Consider the following 15,426-nt stretch of genomic DNA (forward strand, 5'->3'; position numbering starts at 1 on the left):
CCACACAACTGGACACCTGCATAAAAAGTAGAGCCTCCCTCTTCAAGAAAAAAACATGTACTTGCTCGTGGGGATACGCCTTACCGACCTGGTATACAGGTCCGGTTATATGAACGTGCCGCACAGCAATAACCTGGTGTTTATTGAGATCACTGCCCGCCATGGCCGTACCGTGGAAATGAAAAAAGCATTATACCATTCCATTGCAGAAAAAATAGCTGCACGCACACCGGTTACAATGGATGATGTGTTCATTGTGCTTACAGAAGTAACGGCCGAGAACTGGTCGTTCGGACAAGGCCTTGCACAAATGGTTCTATAACTAGCCGCCATTTCTCCTGATCATATAACCCTGCCTGCCGGTAATTACCGGCAGGTTTTTTGCATAAACCCGCAGATCCCTCATACGCTTACCTACGGCGGATATTAATTTTTTCTGCACCCCCTATATAAAGTTGATTAATCTAAAATATTTAAGTACATTCAATTAGCCCTATGTAGCAGCCAGAGTCATGCACACATATATAGTAGCAATCTGTTTTTAATTTCCAAAATCCGTTTCGTTATTCATTTAAATTTTATTCGCTATGAAAAGAAATCAACTTATGCGTTTGGTCTTACCCCTTATGATGCTCATTGTTGTCGCCTCATGTAAAAAAGACCTCAACATCATTAATGGGTCACTGGACAAATCCAAAAAACAACAGGACCGGGGTTTCATTGTAATTGCGCAGGAAGGCGCAAAGCTTGAAACCATCTCAGAAGGTTTAACCGCCTTAGGCGTTAAGAAATTTAAGCTCAAAGAAGCCATCAAGGAATTAGGATTAATTCATGTACAAACCCCAGATCCCAGCTTCCCTGAAAAAGCAAGAAAGATCCCGGGGGTACAATCCGTAGCGGTAGACATTGTAATGAACTGGCGCCTGCCCACAAAAGTTTATCGTTCCTCAGTATCTTACAAACCCGGTGCGCATGCCGCTGCCGCAGGGCCTATGGCTAAATCCAATGCATTAGCCAATAATCCTTACAGCTTTTTGCAATGGGATCTGCAATCCATTAAGGCACCGCAAGCCTGGCAAAAAGGCTACAAAGGCCGTGGCGCAAAAGTAGCTGTACTGGATGGCGGTTTCCTGCTGAACGATGCAGAAATTAAACCCAACATTATTTTAACGCACAGTTTTATTGAAGGTGAAGAAGTACAGTACCATGGCGCAGAAGGTTTCAGCCATGGCACCCACGTTGCCGGCACTATTGCCGCACTGGACGATGCTTACGGCGTAGTAGGCGTGGCCCCGGAAGCAAAGCTGATGCTGGTAAAAGTATTGGATGATAATGGCTCCGGCCCCTGGAGCGGTATTATTGATGGTATCTTCTATGCCGTAAATCATGGCGCCAATGTGATCAACATGAGCCTGGGTGGCGAGCTGCCCCGCAGAACTTTTGTAGATGATAATGGCACACCAGATGATCCTTCCGATGATTATACCGTGGTATATGACCGTGATGTAAGGGACCTGGTAATTGCTATGAACCGTGCTACCATCTATGCAAACTTATTGGGCACTACCGTAGTAGCTGCTGCCGGTAATGATGCATATAACTACGATGTGGAAAAGAACTTTATTACTTACCCTGCCGCCTGTTTGGGTGTACTGTCCATTTCCTCCAACGGCCCGCTGGGCTGGGGCATTAACCAGGATACTACCTTGTACCGTCCTTCCATTTTCACCAACTCCGGTAAGAACTTTATTTCTTACGGTGCACCGGGCGGTAACTACAGCATTCCTATTAATACTACTATCGTAAATGTAGGCGGTGTTGTTAATCCGGAATACGTGTTCGACTTTGTGTTTAACATTGGCGCCTGGGACGAAGCTACCGATACGTATTACTATACCTGGTCTGCCGGTACCAGCATGGCTGCCCCTCACGTTTCTGCGGCTGCAGCGCTGATCTATGGCAAATACGGCCGGTTGGCTAATCCCTTACTGGTGGATCTGCTGTTCCGCAAAAGCGCTACCGATTATGGTACGCCTGGTAAAGACCGTTTCTTCGGGAATGGCCAGGTTAATGCCGGTAAAGCAGTGAGCTACTAATAAATTTGTCCTTCATGTATATAAGAAAGAGGTCCGCCTGTAAAAGGGGACCTCTTCTCATTTTAAACACCTGGTATTTTTGCTATCTTGCCGGCATGAAACGTATTTTAATTTTATTTAATTTGATTGCGGCGCTGGCTGGTCATTCCGTAGCGCAGGAAACTACCCTGGAAGGCGTAAAGGTTTCTGAAGATACGCTGGCCGCTTACCCGGGCGGTGAGCAGGCTTTTGACCAGTATATACTCACTGGCCTGCGTACTACCAAAGCGGCGCAGGCAGGTAATATCAGCGGTAACGTAGTTATTAAGTTCGTGATTGATGAAAACGGGCGGGCAGGGGATATACGCATCACCAAAAAGCTGGGTTATGGTTGTGATGAGCAGGCCATTGCCCTGTTACGCCGCATGCCCCTATGGCAACCGGGCGTGATCAATGGAAAACGGATTAAGACCAGGCTGGAAAAAGTCTTCCATTTTTATACAGATAATATGCAGGCTGCCGATAACACAGCAGAATTTTCACGTGATATGCTGCCCGTCGGGCCTTCCGGCTTTGGCACACAGACGCAGGACCTTGAAAAATACCTGCAGGCTAACTTTGTATACCCCGCCGGTGTACAACAGGATGTAGCAGATGTAATAGTGATCCGGTTCAGGATAGCCCCCGATGGCGCTACTGATAACATACAGCTTATAACAGGCCAGGGCGATGCTTTTGACCAGGAAGCCATCCGGGTAATAAAAAATATGCCGCCCTGGCAGCCCAAGCTGACCGGCTTTAAACCGGTAGAAGATTACCGCCAGCTGGTGATAGGCTTTAAGAACAAAAAACCTTTGTTAATACGCTAAACACTAAATGCTAAATGCCAAACGCTAAACGCTAAATGCCTGCCTACAATCGTTCCAATACCATCATGTCGGTATTGATCATTATTACCCGGTATTGCCGCTGTAGCTTTTTCTGCTTATTGTAAAGCCGCAGCAGCTTAGTGGGTTTGTTAAACTCGTAACGATACCCATCTTCCCACTTTGTTTCCTTCTCGTAATTGTCGGCATAAGAAAAGCGGTTGCGGCCAGGTTGCCTGTGTAATACCATCCTGGCGCTTACAAAGAAGGAATCTGCCATAAAGATCACCTGCTTATAAACAGAATCACCTGTTTCATAATCCGGTACTTCCGGTGCTTTAGGTGTGTACACTTCATAAGCACCCGCGGAATCCCGGCGGGTCCAGGTTTTGAGCATTTCATTCCTGTAGCCCGGAACATAATCCTCGTTCTTTTTATCCTTTATAAAATAAGCGGCGGCATCACTTTCATAATAGTGTCCTTTGCCAGCCAGCACTGCGTTCAGCTCTGTGGTTAAAGTTATATTGTCCCGCTCTTTGTAGCTGGATTTTTTTGCAAAAATGGCCGGGTGATGCGCTTCCCCTGCAATGCCATAAATACCCATATTACCTTCAATAGACTCTTCCATTAATGCCATAGCGCTGATCTTACGGTTAATGTACAGCACATTTTGCAGCTGGTGCCGGCTGTCCATCAGCTGCAGGTAGCCGAACAGCTGTTTCATTTTATCGCTACGCTGCCGTTGTATAATACATTTCAGGAACACCACATTTTTTCCTTTGTATAAGGCCTGCAGTTTTTCCAGGTTATACAGGCCGAGGCTGGCATTCTCCTTTCGAAAGAAATGGTTGTACATGGATATTACCACTACTTTGCCGCGATAACTTTTTAACACGGCCTGCCAGTCAGCTTCGTTATTAATTTCGCGGATGCGCGTACTGTCCAGCTTTACTGCCAGGCCGGCGCTGGCGGTTTTAATGGCCTCCTGCCGGTTAAGGCTGTCCACCAGCCACCAGGGCATGTTGTTTGCTGCTGCGGCATCCTTAAAGACATTCAGCCGGTAGGTAGAGGGGATCCGCAGATCATCATCCGAATAGCTGCTGTGCAGCAGCTGGTACAGGTTAGCGGCAAAATGTGCTGCCGGGTCTTTAAGGATAGTAGTATTCATTGCATAAGCCACAGAATCGCGCTGCTCTTTAAAAAATTCATCCTGTATTTTCCGGGTCAGGTAGCGGAAGGCAATGGCCGCATCTTTATCGCCGTTGAAATAGGTTTTAATAATTTCTTCATCCTTCATATTGCGCAGCAGGGCGCCATCTTTTTGTATGGCTTTATAAGGCTGCATAAATTCCGGAGAAAGAAAGCGGCCGTAATCGTTATTAATGCGCTGCGCCATCTTATCTGTGGAAAAGGAATAGCGCATACCGTTACTGCGGCTGCTTTCCCGCAGCCGGTCTGCATAATAACCGGCCAGCTGGTAAAAGTTGTCGTGCAGCACGGCGTAAGGTGATCCCGGTACCAGGTAGCGCTGGTACAGCTGCTGTGCTGTGGCGCTGTCTGCATTACGCATATCGGATAAGTGTTTGCAGGCATAATCATACAACACTTCCTCTTTTATATAATCAATGACAACCTGTGGCACTTTGGCAGGTGAGTACACCTGCGATAATGCAGTTATGTTCTGTGTATAAGCCGTATCATTTAACCCGCTGCGGTAAGTTAAAAAATGCTGGTACTGGTTATTAAGGTCTGCATCATCGCCCATGACAGCTACGCGTTGCGCTACCAGGTCATAGTCCGGGTTGGGGTTGCTTACTTTAATGTCCGGGTTCACGGCCAGCAGTAGGCTGCTGCCGGGTTGCGCCAGGAAGGTAGCTATTTTATCCTGGTTATAGATCAGCGTACATTTTTGCAGCTTATACAGCGGAAAAGTAATATTAAAGCGGCCTGTTTTATCCAGGTCGGCCGGTAAGTACTCCGTTTCGCCGGTCAGCACATTTTCATAGCTTATCAATACATAGTTGTATTGCAGCTTGTTCCTGGAGGCAGTGGCCGGCAGCTGCAGGTAACCTTTTACGGTGGCCGTGCCTACCCGGAACAACGGCTGTTTTAAAGGCTGCTGTATGGGCTGGTACCCGTAATTATAAGTACGTATATGCTTTAACGTTTGTGGCTGCCCGTTCTCCGTAAGTATAAGGGTATGGGCATCTTTCAGGGAAAGGCTCAGCCGCTTGCCGGCTAAGGTTATTTGCCAGTGACCATTACTTCCGGTAAGGGCCGTAATAAGGGACACATTGTTCTGGTAACAGGCAACGCCGTTATACAGCCCTATTACAAACTGGTTGCTGCCATCTGTTTTAAGCCAGTTGCCGCTTAGCGCTTCAGGCATTGTTGTCTGCTGTGCAAGCGCCATAGCGGCATACAGCCATAGCAGCAGGGTAGCAGTTCCCCTCCGAATTATACTATGCATAGGGTTAATTACTGGTTAGCTGTATACCGGGAATAAAGATCTTACCGCTTTTCATATCCATATATCCTTTTTTTCCATTGGGCATTTCTACCAGCCAGGCGCGCAGGTAAGGATCGCTGTTGTAAATGTTCTGCAGCACCGGCGGGGTTATCTCGTTCAGATTCCTGCTCAGTATCCCTATCTTGTTATTGCGGATGGTTTTGTAATAGCTGCCGGTATAAATAATATCATCATATTGAAAAGGCGCCAATATTGTTCCTGCAGGGTTAATAATACCTGCTTTCCCGTTCTTTACAGCTTTCAGTGTTACGGAAGGCACGTCCCTGCTGTAAGGGTCATAACTCAGTTTTTGCAGATTCGTATAGCCGTTCAGGTCAAAGGTATTTAAGATCTCTGTTTCTCCGGAGGTGTACAGGGGGCGGTTTTCAAGGGTCAGCTTCCACTTGTTATTGCCCTGGTTATAAATGTAAATATCCTTTTTCATTTCAGGACCGTCTGCAGTACCTTCCATGGCAACTGTTGACTCCATTAACGTTGTTTCCTCCATAACAGGAGCTTCTTCCTTTTTAGGTTTTTTTTTGGCCGGTTTTTCTTTTTTTGGCTGAGGTACTACAACACCCTGCTCATCAAACCATGTATTAATCTTACCGGTGGTGGCCACCAGTATTCTGTTACCGTTCTGCCATGCATCTTCCAGCTTATCGTATTTAGCGGGCAGCACAATGGCGCCGGTACGGAGGTCTATCAGGCCGTATTTGTTACCGGTTTTTATTTTCCCGCGGTTATTGTAGCCCCGCAGGAATGAAGCATCGTCATAACCTTTTTGGTTGAGCGGTTGCCCGGTAAAGATGTTTAAAAAATGCTTTTTACCGGCCTGGGTAACCAGCAGTACAATAGCATCTTTGTAGTTGTAATCATTCAGCTTGTCAAACACAAAAGCGGATACCGGTTTGCCGGTAGTGAAATTCAGCAGCTGGTATTTGCCCTGTAATTGTGCAGTACCTGCATTCATACCAAAGTAGTTCAGGGCTTCATAATCACAGGGGAGGATCATATTTCCATCCGGGCTTATAAGGCCGTAGCGCTGCTTCTTTTGTACGATCGCAAATTTGTTGTCTACAAACCGGAAGCTGGTATCAAACTGGGGGGCTACCAATACTGCCAGGCTTTCATCGGTAAGCCCCCATTTGGCTCCCTCTGCATAAGGGTAGTAGCGGTTTTGCGATATGGCAGGTAAGGCCAGGCAGCATAAAAGCAGGTGAAAAATATGTTTCATCTGTTAAGATTGATTTTTTTACGGGTCAGATAGAACCTCGCATTAACATGCCCCTGTGTAAGAAAATGTCTCATGCCCGGTTTTATAAGATGATAGGATCAGGTGTAAAGATGAGTTCGTAAAGATAATAATATTAAAAATATTTTAAATGCAATAATCATAAAATAATATAGTGGGCCGGCCTGCTCTTTCACGCCTCATTTACAAGGGGTTTAAGAATGTAATTAATTTGAATACATTTGCGCATAATTACAGATCATTGTTTACACTGATTATGAAGGATTATAAAAAGCATTTTATAGTACCAGCACCTCCGGAAGATGTGTACCGGGCGCTCACCAACCCGGCCACCATACAGCTTTGGAGCGGGGAGCCGGCAGAAATGAGTACAGAGCCGGGCTCAGAATTTTCCCTGTGGGAAGGGAGCATTGCCGGCCGCAACCTGGAGTTTGTGGAAGATAAAAAGATCGTGCAGCAATGGTATTTCGGGGAGCAGGAGGAAGATTCTATTGTAACCATTATCCTGCATCCTGATAAGAAAGGCACTTCGGCAGAATTAAAACATACCAATATCCCGGACGACGCTTATGCCGATATTGTGGAAGGATGGCAGGATGCCTATTTTGGTGCGCTCATAGATTTTTATCTCTGATAGCGTAACATATTTTTATTATTGGTATATTTATATTAAAATTACACCCCGTAAGTAAGAACAAAGCAAAACCCGTAATCAGTAAATGCGTGTTGGAAAAATACAACTACTGAGAAGGAGCTGGCAGATTTCATGGGAGAATACGAGTTTTAAAAAGAAAATGATCACTGGCAGCATTACACTTGTGCTCATTTTTTTAACCTTCCCATCCTTTTTCCGGTATATCGAAAAACGGGATGGTACGGTACTGAACGACTGGATCCTGGCCAGCATACCTGCAATTGACGTTTCAATCCCTATAATGATCCTTATATGGGGAATGATGGTATTGTTTGTGGTGAGAGCCACAGCACGGCCCAAGCTGTTCCTGACCTCTGTTACAGCATATATATTACTTTGCGTATCCCGCTGCCTTACTATTTTCCTGGTGCCCCTGGCGCCACCCGTGGATATGATAGCCTTAACCGATCCGCTGACCGGTGTATTTTACGGTGGGCAGTCTATTAGTAAAGACCTGTTCTTCTCCGGCCATACCTCTTTACTTTTCCTCATTTTCCTTGGCTGCGAAAAAAAGCAGGATCGTTACCTGGCAGGTATCAGCACATTCCTGGTAGCAGTGCTGCTGCTGGTACAGCATGTCCACTATACTACGGATGTAGTGTTTGCACCGCTGTTTTCCATTATGGCATATGCATTGGCTGTTAAGTGGGTGGATCTGTAGAGCTGTTAGCTTTTAGCTTTTAGCTCTTAGTCCTTAGCGCTTAATACCTGACCGCTAATAGCTAATCCCTAACAGCTAATCATTAACTACTACCCGCTAACTACTACCCGCTATCCGCCATCCGCTATCAGCTACTCGCTATCAGCTACTCGCTATCAGCTACTCGCTATCAGCTACCCGCTATCAGCTACCCGCTATCAGCTACTCGCTATCAGCTACCCGCTATCAGCTACCCGCTATCAGCTACCCGCTACCCGCTACCCGCTAACAGCTAACAGCTAACAACTAACAGCTAATCACTACCCGCTAAAGGCTAATAGTTACCCACTATCCTTTCTTGCCCTATTAACTATTAATTGTTAATGAATTTTCAGAAAATTTTGAAAATTCGGAAAACAGGAATACCTTTGTCAGGAACTTTCGCACTTATGAACACACTTGCCTATATCATTTACCTGCTCATAACTTACCTGGTAACAGTGCGTGTAGGATTCATCTTTTACCGCAACGGGCGCCTGTTCATCCTGAACCTGTTACATCAGGATGCTGCGCTTACAGACTTTATAAACAAGATACTGCTGGTGGGTTATTACCTGCTGAACCTGGGCTACGCCGCGCTGATGCTCACCACCTGGGATACTATTCACACCTGGACGGAGCTGCTGAGCAGCATTACCGCCATGACCGGCAAAATATTGCTTACACTGGCGCTCATCCATTTTTGTAACATGACCGGCATTTACTTTATCAGCAAACGGGATCAATCTATTACTCATTCTAAAATATAGTTGTATGCAAACCTCTTACAATTTCATGGCCTATTTAATTTACCTGCCTGTGGTGATCTTATTAACCTGGTATGTAGCGCATACCCTGTTCAAAAACAGCAAAGTGTTCATGCTGGACATTTTTGGCGGCAAGGCGGAAATTGCCGGCGCCACCAATAAGCTGTTTGAAACCGGCTTTTACCTGCTGAACCTGGGTTTTGCTTTTTGGGTAATGACCATTGCGGTTGACATTGCCAGCAACCGCCGCCTGCTGGAAATACTGAGCACCAAAATAGGCGGATTTTGCATCTACCTGGGGATCATGCTGTTCTTTAACCTGTACCTGTTTTTCCGGGGCAGAAGGATCTCTAAGGAAAAAGCACGTCTGGCCACCGTTCCCGTACCGCCGCCTGCCATCAGCTGACCTTTCATCCCCATACCATACATCCACAGCACATGCCATTAAGGTATGTGCTGCTTTGGTTTATAGATTTTTTTTATTATGTTGTGTAATATTTACCAATGCCAACACTACAACCTGTGCCATGAATTCATTGTCATATCCATTGCCGCCGGCCCATGTTTATCCGGAAAAGTTAACGCCATCACCCGGATTCAGACAACAAGCCGTTAAAGTTATTATCGCTATCCTGCTTTTTTTAATCACCTATGTGCTGTTATTGGCTGTGGCCGTGGGTTTGGCCATTGCCTGCTGTTATGCCGGTATTTGGATAGTAGTGCATTTACCTAAGTTGATCACTATCATTTTAGGCGGAGGGCTGGTATGTGTAGGTATTTCCGTGCTGTACTTCCTGGTGAAGTTTATGTTTGCGGTTTCAAAGGATGAAAATGCCGCGCGCATTCCCGTTACAGAAGAAGAGCAGCCGCAGCTCTTTGCCTTCATACGCCGGCTCACCACTGATACCAATACCCGTTTCCCGAAAAAAATATTCCTGTCGCCGGATGTAAATGCCTGTGTATTTTATCATTCCAGCTTCTGGAGCATGTTCCTGCCCGTACGTAAGAACCTGGAAATAGGCCTGGGGCTGGTGAACAGCATTAACATCAGCGAGTTTAAAGCCGTAATGGCGCATGAGTTTGGGCACTTTAGCCAGCGCAGTATGAAGCTGGGCAGCTTTACGTATAATACTAACCGTATTATTTATAACATGCTGTATGATAACAATGGTTATACGGCTTTCCTGCAGGCCTGGGGTAACCTGCACAGCTACCTGGCCCTTTTTGCCAACATTACCATCAAGATAGCGCAGGGCATCCAATGGATCCTGCGCGGCATGTATACGCTGATCAACAAAAGTTACCTGGCCCTGAGCCGGGAAATGGAATTTCATGCAGATACCATTGCGGCTAGTGTGGCAGGCGGTAATAACCTGGTAACAGCCCTGAGCAGGGTAGAGGTGGCCGGCGGGTGCTACACCTCTGCCATTAATGCGGCCAATGAATGGCTGCGTGAAAAAAAGGTGGCCCGTAATATTTTCCGTAACCAGCTTACCGTGTTCCGTTCCATGGCCAGCCAGCACCAGCTGCCGCTGAAACAGGGCCTGCCGGATATTAGCTACCAGTTCATCCGCTCTTTTTCCAAATCCAGGATCAATTATAAAAATCAATGGGCCAGCCACCCTACGCTGGAAGAACGTAAGGTACACCTGGAGCAGGTGGCCATGGATGCCCCGGCCGATGATACCAGCGCCTGGGTACTGTTCCGTGATGCAGAGGCCCTGCAGGAAAAGCTGACAGCTAACCTGTACCACGCAGTGCCTATGGAAGGTGAAATAAAACACTACGATGACCGGGAGTTTGATACCTGGCATGCAGAACAGCAGGAAACTTACCGCCTGCCGGCTGCCTACAAAGGTTTTTATGACAGCCGTTATATTAACGTAACAGAATGGGATCTTAACACTAATGAATACACGCCGCAACCAGGCGGCTTTGAAACGCTGTTCAGCGAGGAGAACGGGCAGATCCAGGCTTCTATTACCACCAATGAGAACGACCTGGCCATTTTAAGAGCTATTAAGGAAAAACGGCTGGATGTTACCAGCTTTGACTTTGACGGCGCCAAGTATACCCACCAGGATTGCGACAGCATTATAACCCGGCTGGAAAAAGAGATCGAACAATTAAAAGTGCAGCAGGCGCAGCTGGATAAAGAGGCCTTCAGCTTTTTTTATACCCATGCCAATGGCCAAAAAGAGCATGTGCTGGCGCAGTACCGGCAGTTCCAGGCATTTGGCAAACGGAATGATGCATACCTGGAAATTGTGCATAAGATCAACACTACGCTGCAGCCCTTTTATGACGGCAACCTTACCCTGGGGCAGGTGAATGCAGCTGTAGAACAGCTACGTAACAACTATGAATGGGAATTTAAAAGAGCCTTGCAGGCGCTTATTAATGAACAGGTGATCACCCCGGAAACACCCGGTGACCTGTACAATAAGATATTGGCGTTTATAGATACCCGTTATACCTATTTCAAAGACAATAGTTTCCAGAATGATGAGCTGAACGGGCTGTATGATCTGGCCGTGAAAGTGGCCGGGGAGCTGAGTGACATCCGTTTCCGGTATTATAAAAAAATGCTGGAAACACAGCTGGAATCCTACGCACATCAATAAGGATCACAATCCCCATTGCTCCATAATAGTATTGGTAAATACTTTTTTAACATCCGGCTTTAATAGCTGGTTCCTGGCTTTTACCCAGGCATCCAGCCGGTCGCCGTACATTTTTTTCATACGTTTAGGCGTAAGCTCATTTACCTTGCCCCAGTGAAAGGTGAAAGGTATATGCTGTTTTTCCAGCTCTTTCCATACTGCTTTGTAAAAAGAATAGGTGGTTTTGGAAAAGGCTGCATCCAGCTCCACTACACAGGTGTAAGGGAATCGTGTAAAGGCCAGCAAAGCGCCGGACTGTTTTATGAACCGGAAAGCAAAAAGCCCTGCAAAGGGGCCCTTGGAATTATTAAGCGCCAGTAACAGGTCTATAACTGTATTCACATGCTCAATTGGTATACCAACAGCAGCGCTCAGCAATTTGCCATGCAGGTCGGTATTAGAGAATATTTCCCCTAAAATGCCCTGCTGATTTTTGTAGGGTGTTAGTGCGCCTGCCAGTAAATTATTTACCAGCAGGGGCACGGTGCTGGGTATGGCATTTGTGAGCTTGCCTATAAAACAAGGTGCATCATCGCCCGGGCCAATGCCCTGTGTATTGCTTACCGGCGGGGTATAACCAGCGTGGTAGGGCCTTTTATACATGCTGGTAACATAAGCGCCTTTCTTTAAGTTATACGGGTTAATGATCACCTGGAAATGGTAAGGGCGCTCATTCCCAGCCGGCAGCGTAGCTTTGGAAAAATCCAGTGTTTGCATCCAGCTGCGTAAAGCGGCATCCAAAGGCCTGCATTCAAGATGGGCTTCCAGCAGGAAGAGTGGTTCTGTTTCGATCATTACCCCGTGAATAATGCCAAAGCTGCCAAAGCTCACCAGCGCAGCATTAAACAGCTCATCATCCCGTACCAGCTCTGCATCCAGTAAAGCAATAAAGCTATCTGATACCACGGGATTGGTGCTGCGCTCCAGCCATATGTGACGGTCCGGCGCCAGTATGAGGTGCAGGCCTGTTACCACATCCTGCACCGCGCCTACATCAAAGGCTGATCCATGTAAGCCGGTGGATATAGCGCCCGCAATGGTTTGCCCGTTGCTGGCGCCGGATGTTTTCAGGGAAAGCCCCCGCTCTTTCAGATATGCGGACAGCTCCCATATGGCGGTGCCGCATTGCGCCAGGAAAAGTTTTGACGGATCGCCTTTATACGCCGCCGTAACACTGGCCGGTGAAATTTCAAACACCGTGTTCAGCGCCTTTGTATCCAGTATAATACCATTGGTAGCGGCAATAGGGGTAAATGACCAGCCCGCGCCTAACCCGCGTAAAGCGCTGTTATTATTAATGGCTTCCTGTATCAGCTGCTGAAAACCTTTGGTGGCCGCATTATACGTATCCAGCGCCGTACCGCTGCCATTGCCCAGTTCATACAGGTTCTGGATGGTATGGGCAAAGGTTTCATGCCGGTTCTCCCATTCGGTATTGTTGGTTTTGAAAATTTTCATGCTCATAACCGGCCGTTTTTAGGACAAGGTTTACCACAGCGGTATTCCACCTTTACCGGGCAGTAAATGCCCAGGGACACTACTGTAACAAGCGCATAACCCAGGTTGGTCTTAACCCGCACCTCCGACATGCCATAGATATTCAGGCTGTCGCAATTAGGAGTGCTAAGCTGTTTGGGCTTTTGTACCAGGCCCCAGAACCAGCTATGCGCGGTGAGCCTGGTGATCTCTGAACCTTCCTGGTTTTTGGTAGCAATACGGTAGGAATAACAGCTGCTGAACGACATGACAGAAATGGCCAGTAACAGGGTTAGTAGCAAATTTTTCATTAGGGAATTTTTGGGGTCAAATAATATACAGGGGCAAATTATAGCATATTGCTGTGCCGGCCAGCCACCATTGCGTAATTGGCTGCTGCTGATTAACAAGTGGTGGAAAGCAACCGTTAAATGGAATAGGGGACCGTGATATTTATCAATGCTTTTTTTTATCCTGGATCAATGTTTTAAAGTGCTTACCCGTTGCAACTTTGCACTATAAAAATTAAAGCACAAAGTTATGTTCCAACAGGTTTTTAGTACAGATAACAACTGGCCCGGCCTTATTTTACGCCTTACGTTAGGACTGGTTATTTTTCCCCATGCTGCACAAAAATTATTCGGATGGTTTAATGGCCCCGGATTATCCGGCGAAATGCATTACCTCACGCAAACCACCGGCCTGTCGACCTTTACAGCGGTCATGGTAATACTGGTAGAATGTGGCGGCACACTACTGCTGCTAAGCGGCCTGGCCACCCGTATTGCTGCCGTAGGCATCATGGGTTTATTCATTGGGATGATTGTAGTGGTGCACTATAAAAGCGGTTTTTTCATGAACTGGTTTGCACAGGCGCCGGCCGGGCAGGAGGGATTTGAATATCACCTGCTGGTGATAGGGATGTGCGTGGTTTTGATCCTTACCGGTGGCGGCCGTTTTTCTGTAGACAGGCTAATAGGCAATTAATAAACAGCTTTTAGCATTTAGCTTTTAGCGTTTGGCATTAAAAGTCTTTTTTTAAATTGGGTTCGTTATGATACAAAAAGACTTTGCTAACCGGGTAGTAACCATGCTGAAAGAGGATGCCCGCGTAATTGGCCTGGCGGCAGCCGGTTCCTGGATCACAGATGAAATAGATGCCTTCTCTGACCTGGACCTGGTGCTGGTTACCCGCGACACTGTTGCCGGTAACAAAACACAAATGCTGGCTTATGCGCAGCAATTTGGCAAGCTGCTGAATGCCTTTACCGGCGAGCATGTGGGCGAGCCCCGTTTGCTCATTTGTTTGTACGATGATCCGCTGCTGCATGTGGATATTAAATTCCTGACCTTGCCGGAGTTCCATCACCGTGTAGAAAACCCCGTGGTGCTGCTGGAAAAGGATCAGCAGCTAACAAACATCATCAGCAATACTACGGCTGCCTGGCCTTACCCGGACTACCAGTGGCTGGAAGATCGCTTCTGGACCTGGGTACATTACGGAGCCACCAAACTGGGGCGGGGGGAGTATTTTGAAACCATGGATATGCTGGCCTTTTTACGGGCACGGGTACTGGCCCCGCTATTGCAGGTCCGCAACGGGCTGCAGCCCCGGGGTATGCGGCGGCTGGAGACCAATTTACCACCCGCAGACCTGGACAGGTTAATGGCCACAGTACCGCAGTACAAACCTTTATCCTTACTGGAAGCCTTGCGCCGGAGCATAAACCTGTACAGGGTTTTGCGGGATGAGCTGTATCCCGCCGGCATTATTTTACAAAGCGCGGCAGAAAAAAGAAGTATGGAATACCTGGAGGAGGTTGGCGCTCACTTATAATGAACCGGGGTATTTTTCTTTCATGGCATTGCTGGCCTGTGTAACCATTGTTTTCAGCACGTTGGTATCCACATCCTCCAGCTTTTTGATGTACAGGCAGCCCTTGCCTGTTTTGTGTTTGCCCAGCTTTTCCAGCAGGGGGGAATGATCAAAGCTGCCCAGCATCAGGTAAAAAGTAAAAGCCTCTTTGCGGGGCGAAAAGCCGGTTAAAGGTGCATCGCCCTCATGCCCGCTGTCGTATTTGTAATGGTAGCTGCCAAAGCCCACAATCGCGGTGCCCCACATTTTGGGTGTATAACCGGTGGCCTGCTGCATCAGCTCCAGGATGGCATAGCTGTCTGTACGTTTTTTTTCATCGGTTATGGTATCCAGGAAGGCCGTAACGCTGCTACCGGTGGGCTGGGTTTTCTGTTTTGCCATTAGAAGGGGTATTTAGTTCAAATATAACAAGTTTTTATAAGGAGTATTTGCACTGATAAGCGAATGATTTTCAGGCTAAGAAGCCCTATGGGCGGCCCCTGCCATATCTGTGTGATTTGGTGATTTCAAAATATTTGGTATATTTAGTGAGACGCATAATGTTGTGGACTATGATCCTGTATTTG

The 15,426-nt window shown here is 47.0% G+C and carries 15 protein-coding genes; 10 read left to right on the forward strand and 5 right to left on the reverse strand.

Annotated features, from left to right (window positions below):
- The first annotated feature begins 55 nt into the window (after positions 1 to 55).
- The 3 genes from KVT36_RS12160 to KVT36_RS12170 all read left to right on the forward strand — a co-directional run bounded on the left by KVT36_RS12160 (position 56) and on the right by KVT36_RS12170 (position 2,944).
- Complete coding sequence (locus KVT36_RS12160) at positions 56 to 322, forward strand: tautomerase family protein (RefSeq protein WP_217603771.1); 267 nt, start codon at positions 56 to 58, stop codon at positions 320 to 322.
- Positions 323 to 587: 265 nt separating this feature from the next.
- On the forward strand, positions 588 to 2,096 hold the full coding sequence (locus KVT36_RS12165; protein WP_217603772.1) for a S8 family serine peptidase: 1,509 nt from the start codon (positions 588 to 590) through the stop codon (positions 2,094 to 2,096).
- Between the two features lie 95 nt (positions 2,097 to 2,191).
- Complete coding sequence (locus KVT36_RS12170) at positions 2,192 to 2,944, forward strand: energy transducer TonB (protein WP_217603773.1); 753 nt, start codon at positions 2,192 to 2,194, stop codon at positions 2,942 to 2,944.
- A gap of 43 nt (positions 2,945 to 2,987) precedes the next feature.
- Here the strand turns inward: KVT36_RS12170 and KVT36_RS12175 are convergent, their stop codons facing one another.
- A complete protein-coding gene (locus KVT36_RS12175) occupies positions 2,988 to 5,411 on the reverse strand; it encodes a hypothetical protein (RefSeq protein ID WP_217603774.1) in 2,424 nt (807 codons plus the stop codon).
- A gap of 4 nt (positions 5,412 to 5,415) precedes the next feature.
- Positions 5,416 to 6,687 (reverse strand): WG repeat-containing protein, encoded by a 1,272-nt coding sequence (locus KVT36_RS12180; RefSeq protein ID WP_217603775.1) that lies wholly within the window; start codon positions 6,685 to 6,687, stop codon positions 5,416 to 5,418.
- Positions 6,688 to 6,961: 274 nt separating this feature from the next.
- Here KVT36_RS12180 and KVT36_RS12185 point away from each other — a divergent pair, with 274 nt between their 5' ends.
- The 5 genes from KVT36_RS12185 (at position 6,962) to KVT36_RS12205 (ending at position 11,469) form a co-directional block, all read left to right on the forward strand.
- Positions 6,962 to 7,339, forward strand: a complete 378-nt coding sequence (locus KVT36_RS12185) for an SRPBCC domain-containing protein (RefSeq protein ID WP_217603776.1) — start codon at positions 6,962 to 6,964, stop codon at positions 7,337 to 7,339.
- 160 nt (positions 7,340 to 7,499) lie between these two features.
- Entirely contained in the window at positions 7,500 to 8,060 is a 561-nt protein-coding gene (locus KVT36_RS12190) for a phosphatase PAP2-related protein (RefSeq protein WP_217603777.1), read from the forward strand.
- Between the two features lie 428 nt (positions 8,061 to 8,488).
- Positions 8,489 to 8,848 carry a hypothetical protein gene (locus KVT36_RS12195; RefSeq protein WP_217603778.1) on the forward strand — a complete coding sequence of 120 codons (360 nt, stop codon included), beginning with the start codon at positions 8,489 to 8,491 and terminating at the stop codon, positions 8,846 to 8,848.
- Positions 8,849 to 8,852: 4 nt separating this feature from the next.
- Complete coding sequence (locus KVT36_RS12200) at positions 8,853 to 9,251, forward strand: hypothetical protein (protein ID WP_217603779.1); 399 nt, start codon at positions 8,853 to 8,855, stop codon at positions 9,249 to 9,251.
- A gap of 121 nt (positions 9,252 to 9,372) precedes the next feature.
- The gene (locus KVT36_RS12205; RefSeq protein ID WP_217603780.1) at positions 9,373 to 11,469 is read left to right on the forward strand and encodes a M48 family metallopeptidase; all 2,097 of its coding nucleotides are present in this window, start codon (positions 9,373 to 9,375) and stop codon (positions 11,467 to 11,469) included.
- A 3-nt stretch (positions 11,470 to 11,472) separates the two neighbouring features.
- Here KVT36_RS12205 and KVT36_RS12210 read toward each other — a convergent pair whose 3' ends face one another.
- Positions 11,473 to 12,972 carry an FAD-binding protein gene (locus tag KVT36_RS12210; RefSeq protein ID WP_217603781.1) on the reverse strand — a complete coding sequence of 500 codons (1,500 nt, stop codon included), beginning with the start codon at positions 12,970 to 12,972 and terminating at the stop codon, positions 11,473 to 11,475.
- Positions 12,969 to 13,295, reverse strand: coding sequence for a Bor family protein (locus tag KVT36_RS12215; RefSeq protein ID WP_217603782.1), 327 nt, complete (start codon positions 13,293 to 13,295; stop codon positions 12,969 to 12,971). The genes KVT36_RS12210 and KVT36_RS12215 overlap by 4 nt, the downstream gene beginning before the upstream one ends.
- 229 nt (positions 13,296 to 13,524) lie before the next feature.
- Here KVT36_RS12215 and KVT36_RS12220 point away from each other — a divergent pair, with 229 nt between their 5' ends.
- The gene (locus KVT36_RS12220; protein WP_217603783.1) at positions 13,525 to 13,971 is read left to right on the forward strand and encodes a DoxX family protein; all 447 of its coding nucleotides are present in this window, start codon (positions 13,525 to 13,527) and stop codon (positions 13,969 to 13,971) included.
- Between the two features lie 67 nt (positions 13,972 to 14,038).
- Positions 14,039 to 14,821 (forward strand): aminoglycoside 6-adenylyltransferase, encoded by a 783-nt coding sequence (locus tag KVT36_RS12225; RefSeq protein ID WP_217603784.1) that lies wholly within the window; start codon positions 14,039 to 14,041, stop codon positions 14,819 to 14,821.
- On the opposite strand, the gene KVT36_RS12230 is transcribed toward KVT36_RS12225, so the two are convergent.
- On the reverse strand, positions 14,816 to 15,241 hold the full coding sequence (locus tag KVT36_RS12230; protein ID WP_217603785.1) for a DUF1801 domain-containing protein: 426 nt from the start codon (positions 15,239 to 15,241) through the stop codon (positions 14,816 to 14,818). The genes KVT36_RS12225 and KVT36_RS12230 overlap by 6 nt on opposite strands.
- Between the last annotated feature and the right edge of the window lie 185 nt (positions 15,242 to 15,426).

Origin of the sequence: Chitinophaga sp. GbtcB8 (genome assembly GCF_019091455.1) — a bacterium.
In the GTDB taxonomy this organism is placed as follows: Bacteria; Bacteroidota; Bacteroidia; order Chitinophagales; family Chitinophagaceae; genus Chitinophaga.

Excerpts from the sequence above, each read along its gene's own strand:
- KVT36_RS12160 (WP_217603771.1), top strand. The coding sequence starts at position 56 with ATGTACTTGCTCGTGGGGATACGCCTTACCGACCTGGTATACAGGTCC.
- KVT36_RS12165 (WP_217603772.1), top strand. The coding sequence starts at position 588 with ATGAAAAGAAATCAACTTATGCGTTTGGTCTTACCCCTTATGATGCTC.
- KVT36_RS12170 (WP_217603773.1), top strand. The coding sequence starts at position 2,192 with ATGAAACGTATTTTAATTTTATTTAATTTGATTGCGGCGCTGGCTGGT.
- KVT36_RS12175 (WP_217603774.1), bottom strand. The coding sequence starts at position 5,411 with ATGCATAGTATAATTCGGAGGGGAACTGCTACCCTGCTGCTATGGCTG.
- KVT36_RS12180 (WP_217603775.1), bottom strand. The coding sequence starts at position 6,687 with ATGAAACATATTTTTCACCTGCTTTTATGCTGCCTGGCCTTACCTGCC.
- KVT36_RS12185 (WP_217603776.1), top strand. The coding sequence starts at position 6,962 with ATGAAGGATTATAAAAAGCATTTTATAGTACCAGCACCTCCGGAAGAT.
- KVT36_RS12190 (WP_217603777.1), top strand. The coding sequence starts at position 7,500 with ATGATCACTGGCAGCATTACACTTGTGCTCATTTTTTTAACCTTCCCA.
- KVT36_RS12195 (WP_217603778.1), top strand. The coding sequence starts at position 8,489 with ATGAACACACTTGCCTATATCATTTACCTGCTCATAACTTACCTGGTA.
- KVT36_RS12200 (WP_217603779.1), top strand. The coding sequence starts at position 8,853 with ATGCAAACCTCTTACAATTTCATGGCCTATTTAATTTACCTGCCTGTG.
- KVT36_RS12205 (WP_217603780.1), top strand. The coding sequence starts at position 9,373 with ATGAATTCATTGTCATATCCATTGCCGCCGGCCCATGTTTATCCGGAA.
- KVT36_RS12210 (WP_217603781.1), bottom strand. The coding sequence starts at position 12,972 with ATGAGCATGAAAATTTTCAAAACCAACAATACCGAATGGGAGAACCGG.
- KVT36_RS12215 (WP_217603782.1), bottom strand. The coding sequence starts at position 13,295 with ATGAAAAATTTGCTACTAACCCTGTTACTGGCCATTTCTGTCATGTCG.
- KVT36_RS12220 (WP_217603783.1), top strand. The coding sequence starts at position 13,525 with ATGTTCCAACAGGTTTTTAGTACAGATAACAACTGGCCCGGCCTTATT.
- KVT36_RS12225 (WP_217603784.1), top strand. The coding sequence starts at position 14,039 with ATGATACAAAAAGACTTTGCTAACCGGGTAGTAACCATGCTGAAAGAG.
- KVT36_RS12230 (WP_217603785.1), bottom strand. The coding sequence starts at position 15,241 with ATGGCAAAACAGAAAACCCAGCCCACCGGTAGCAGCGTTACGGCCTTC.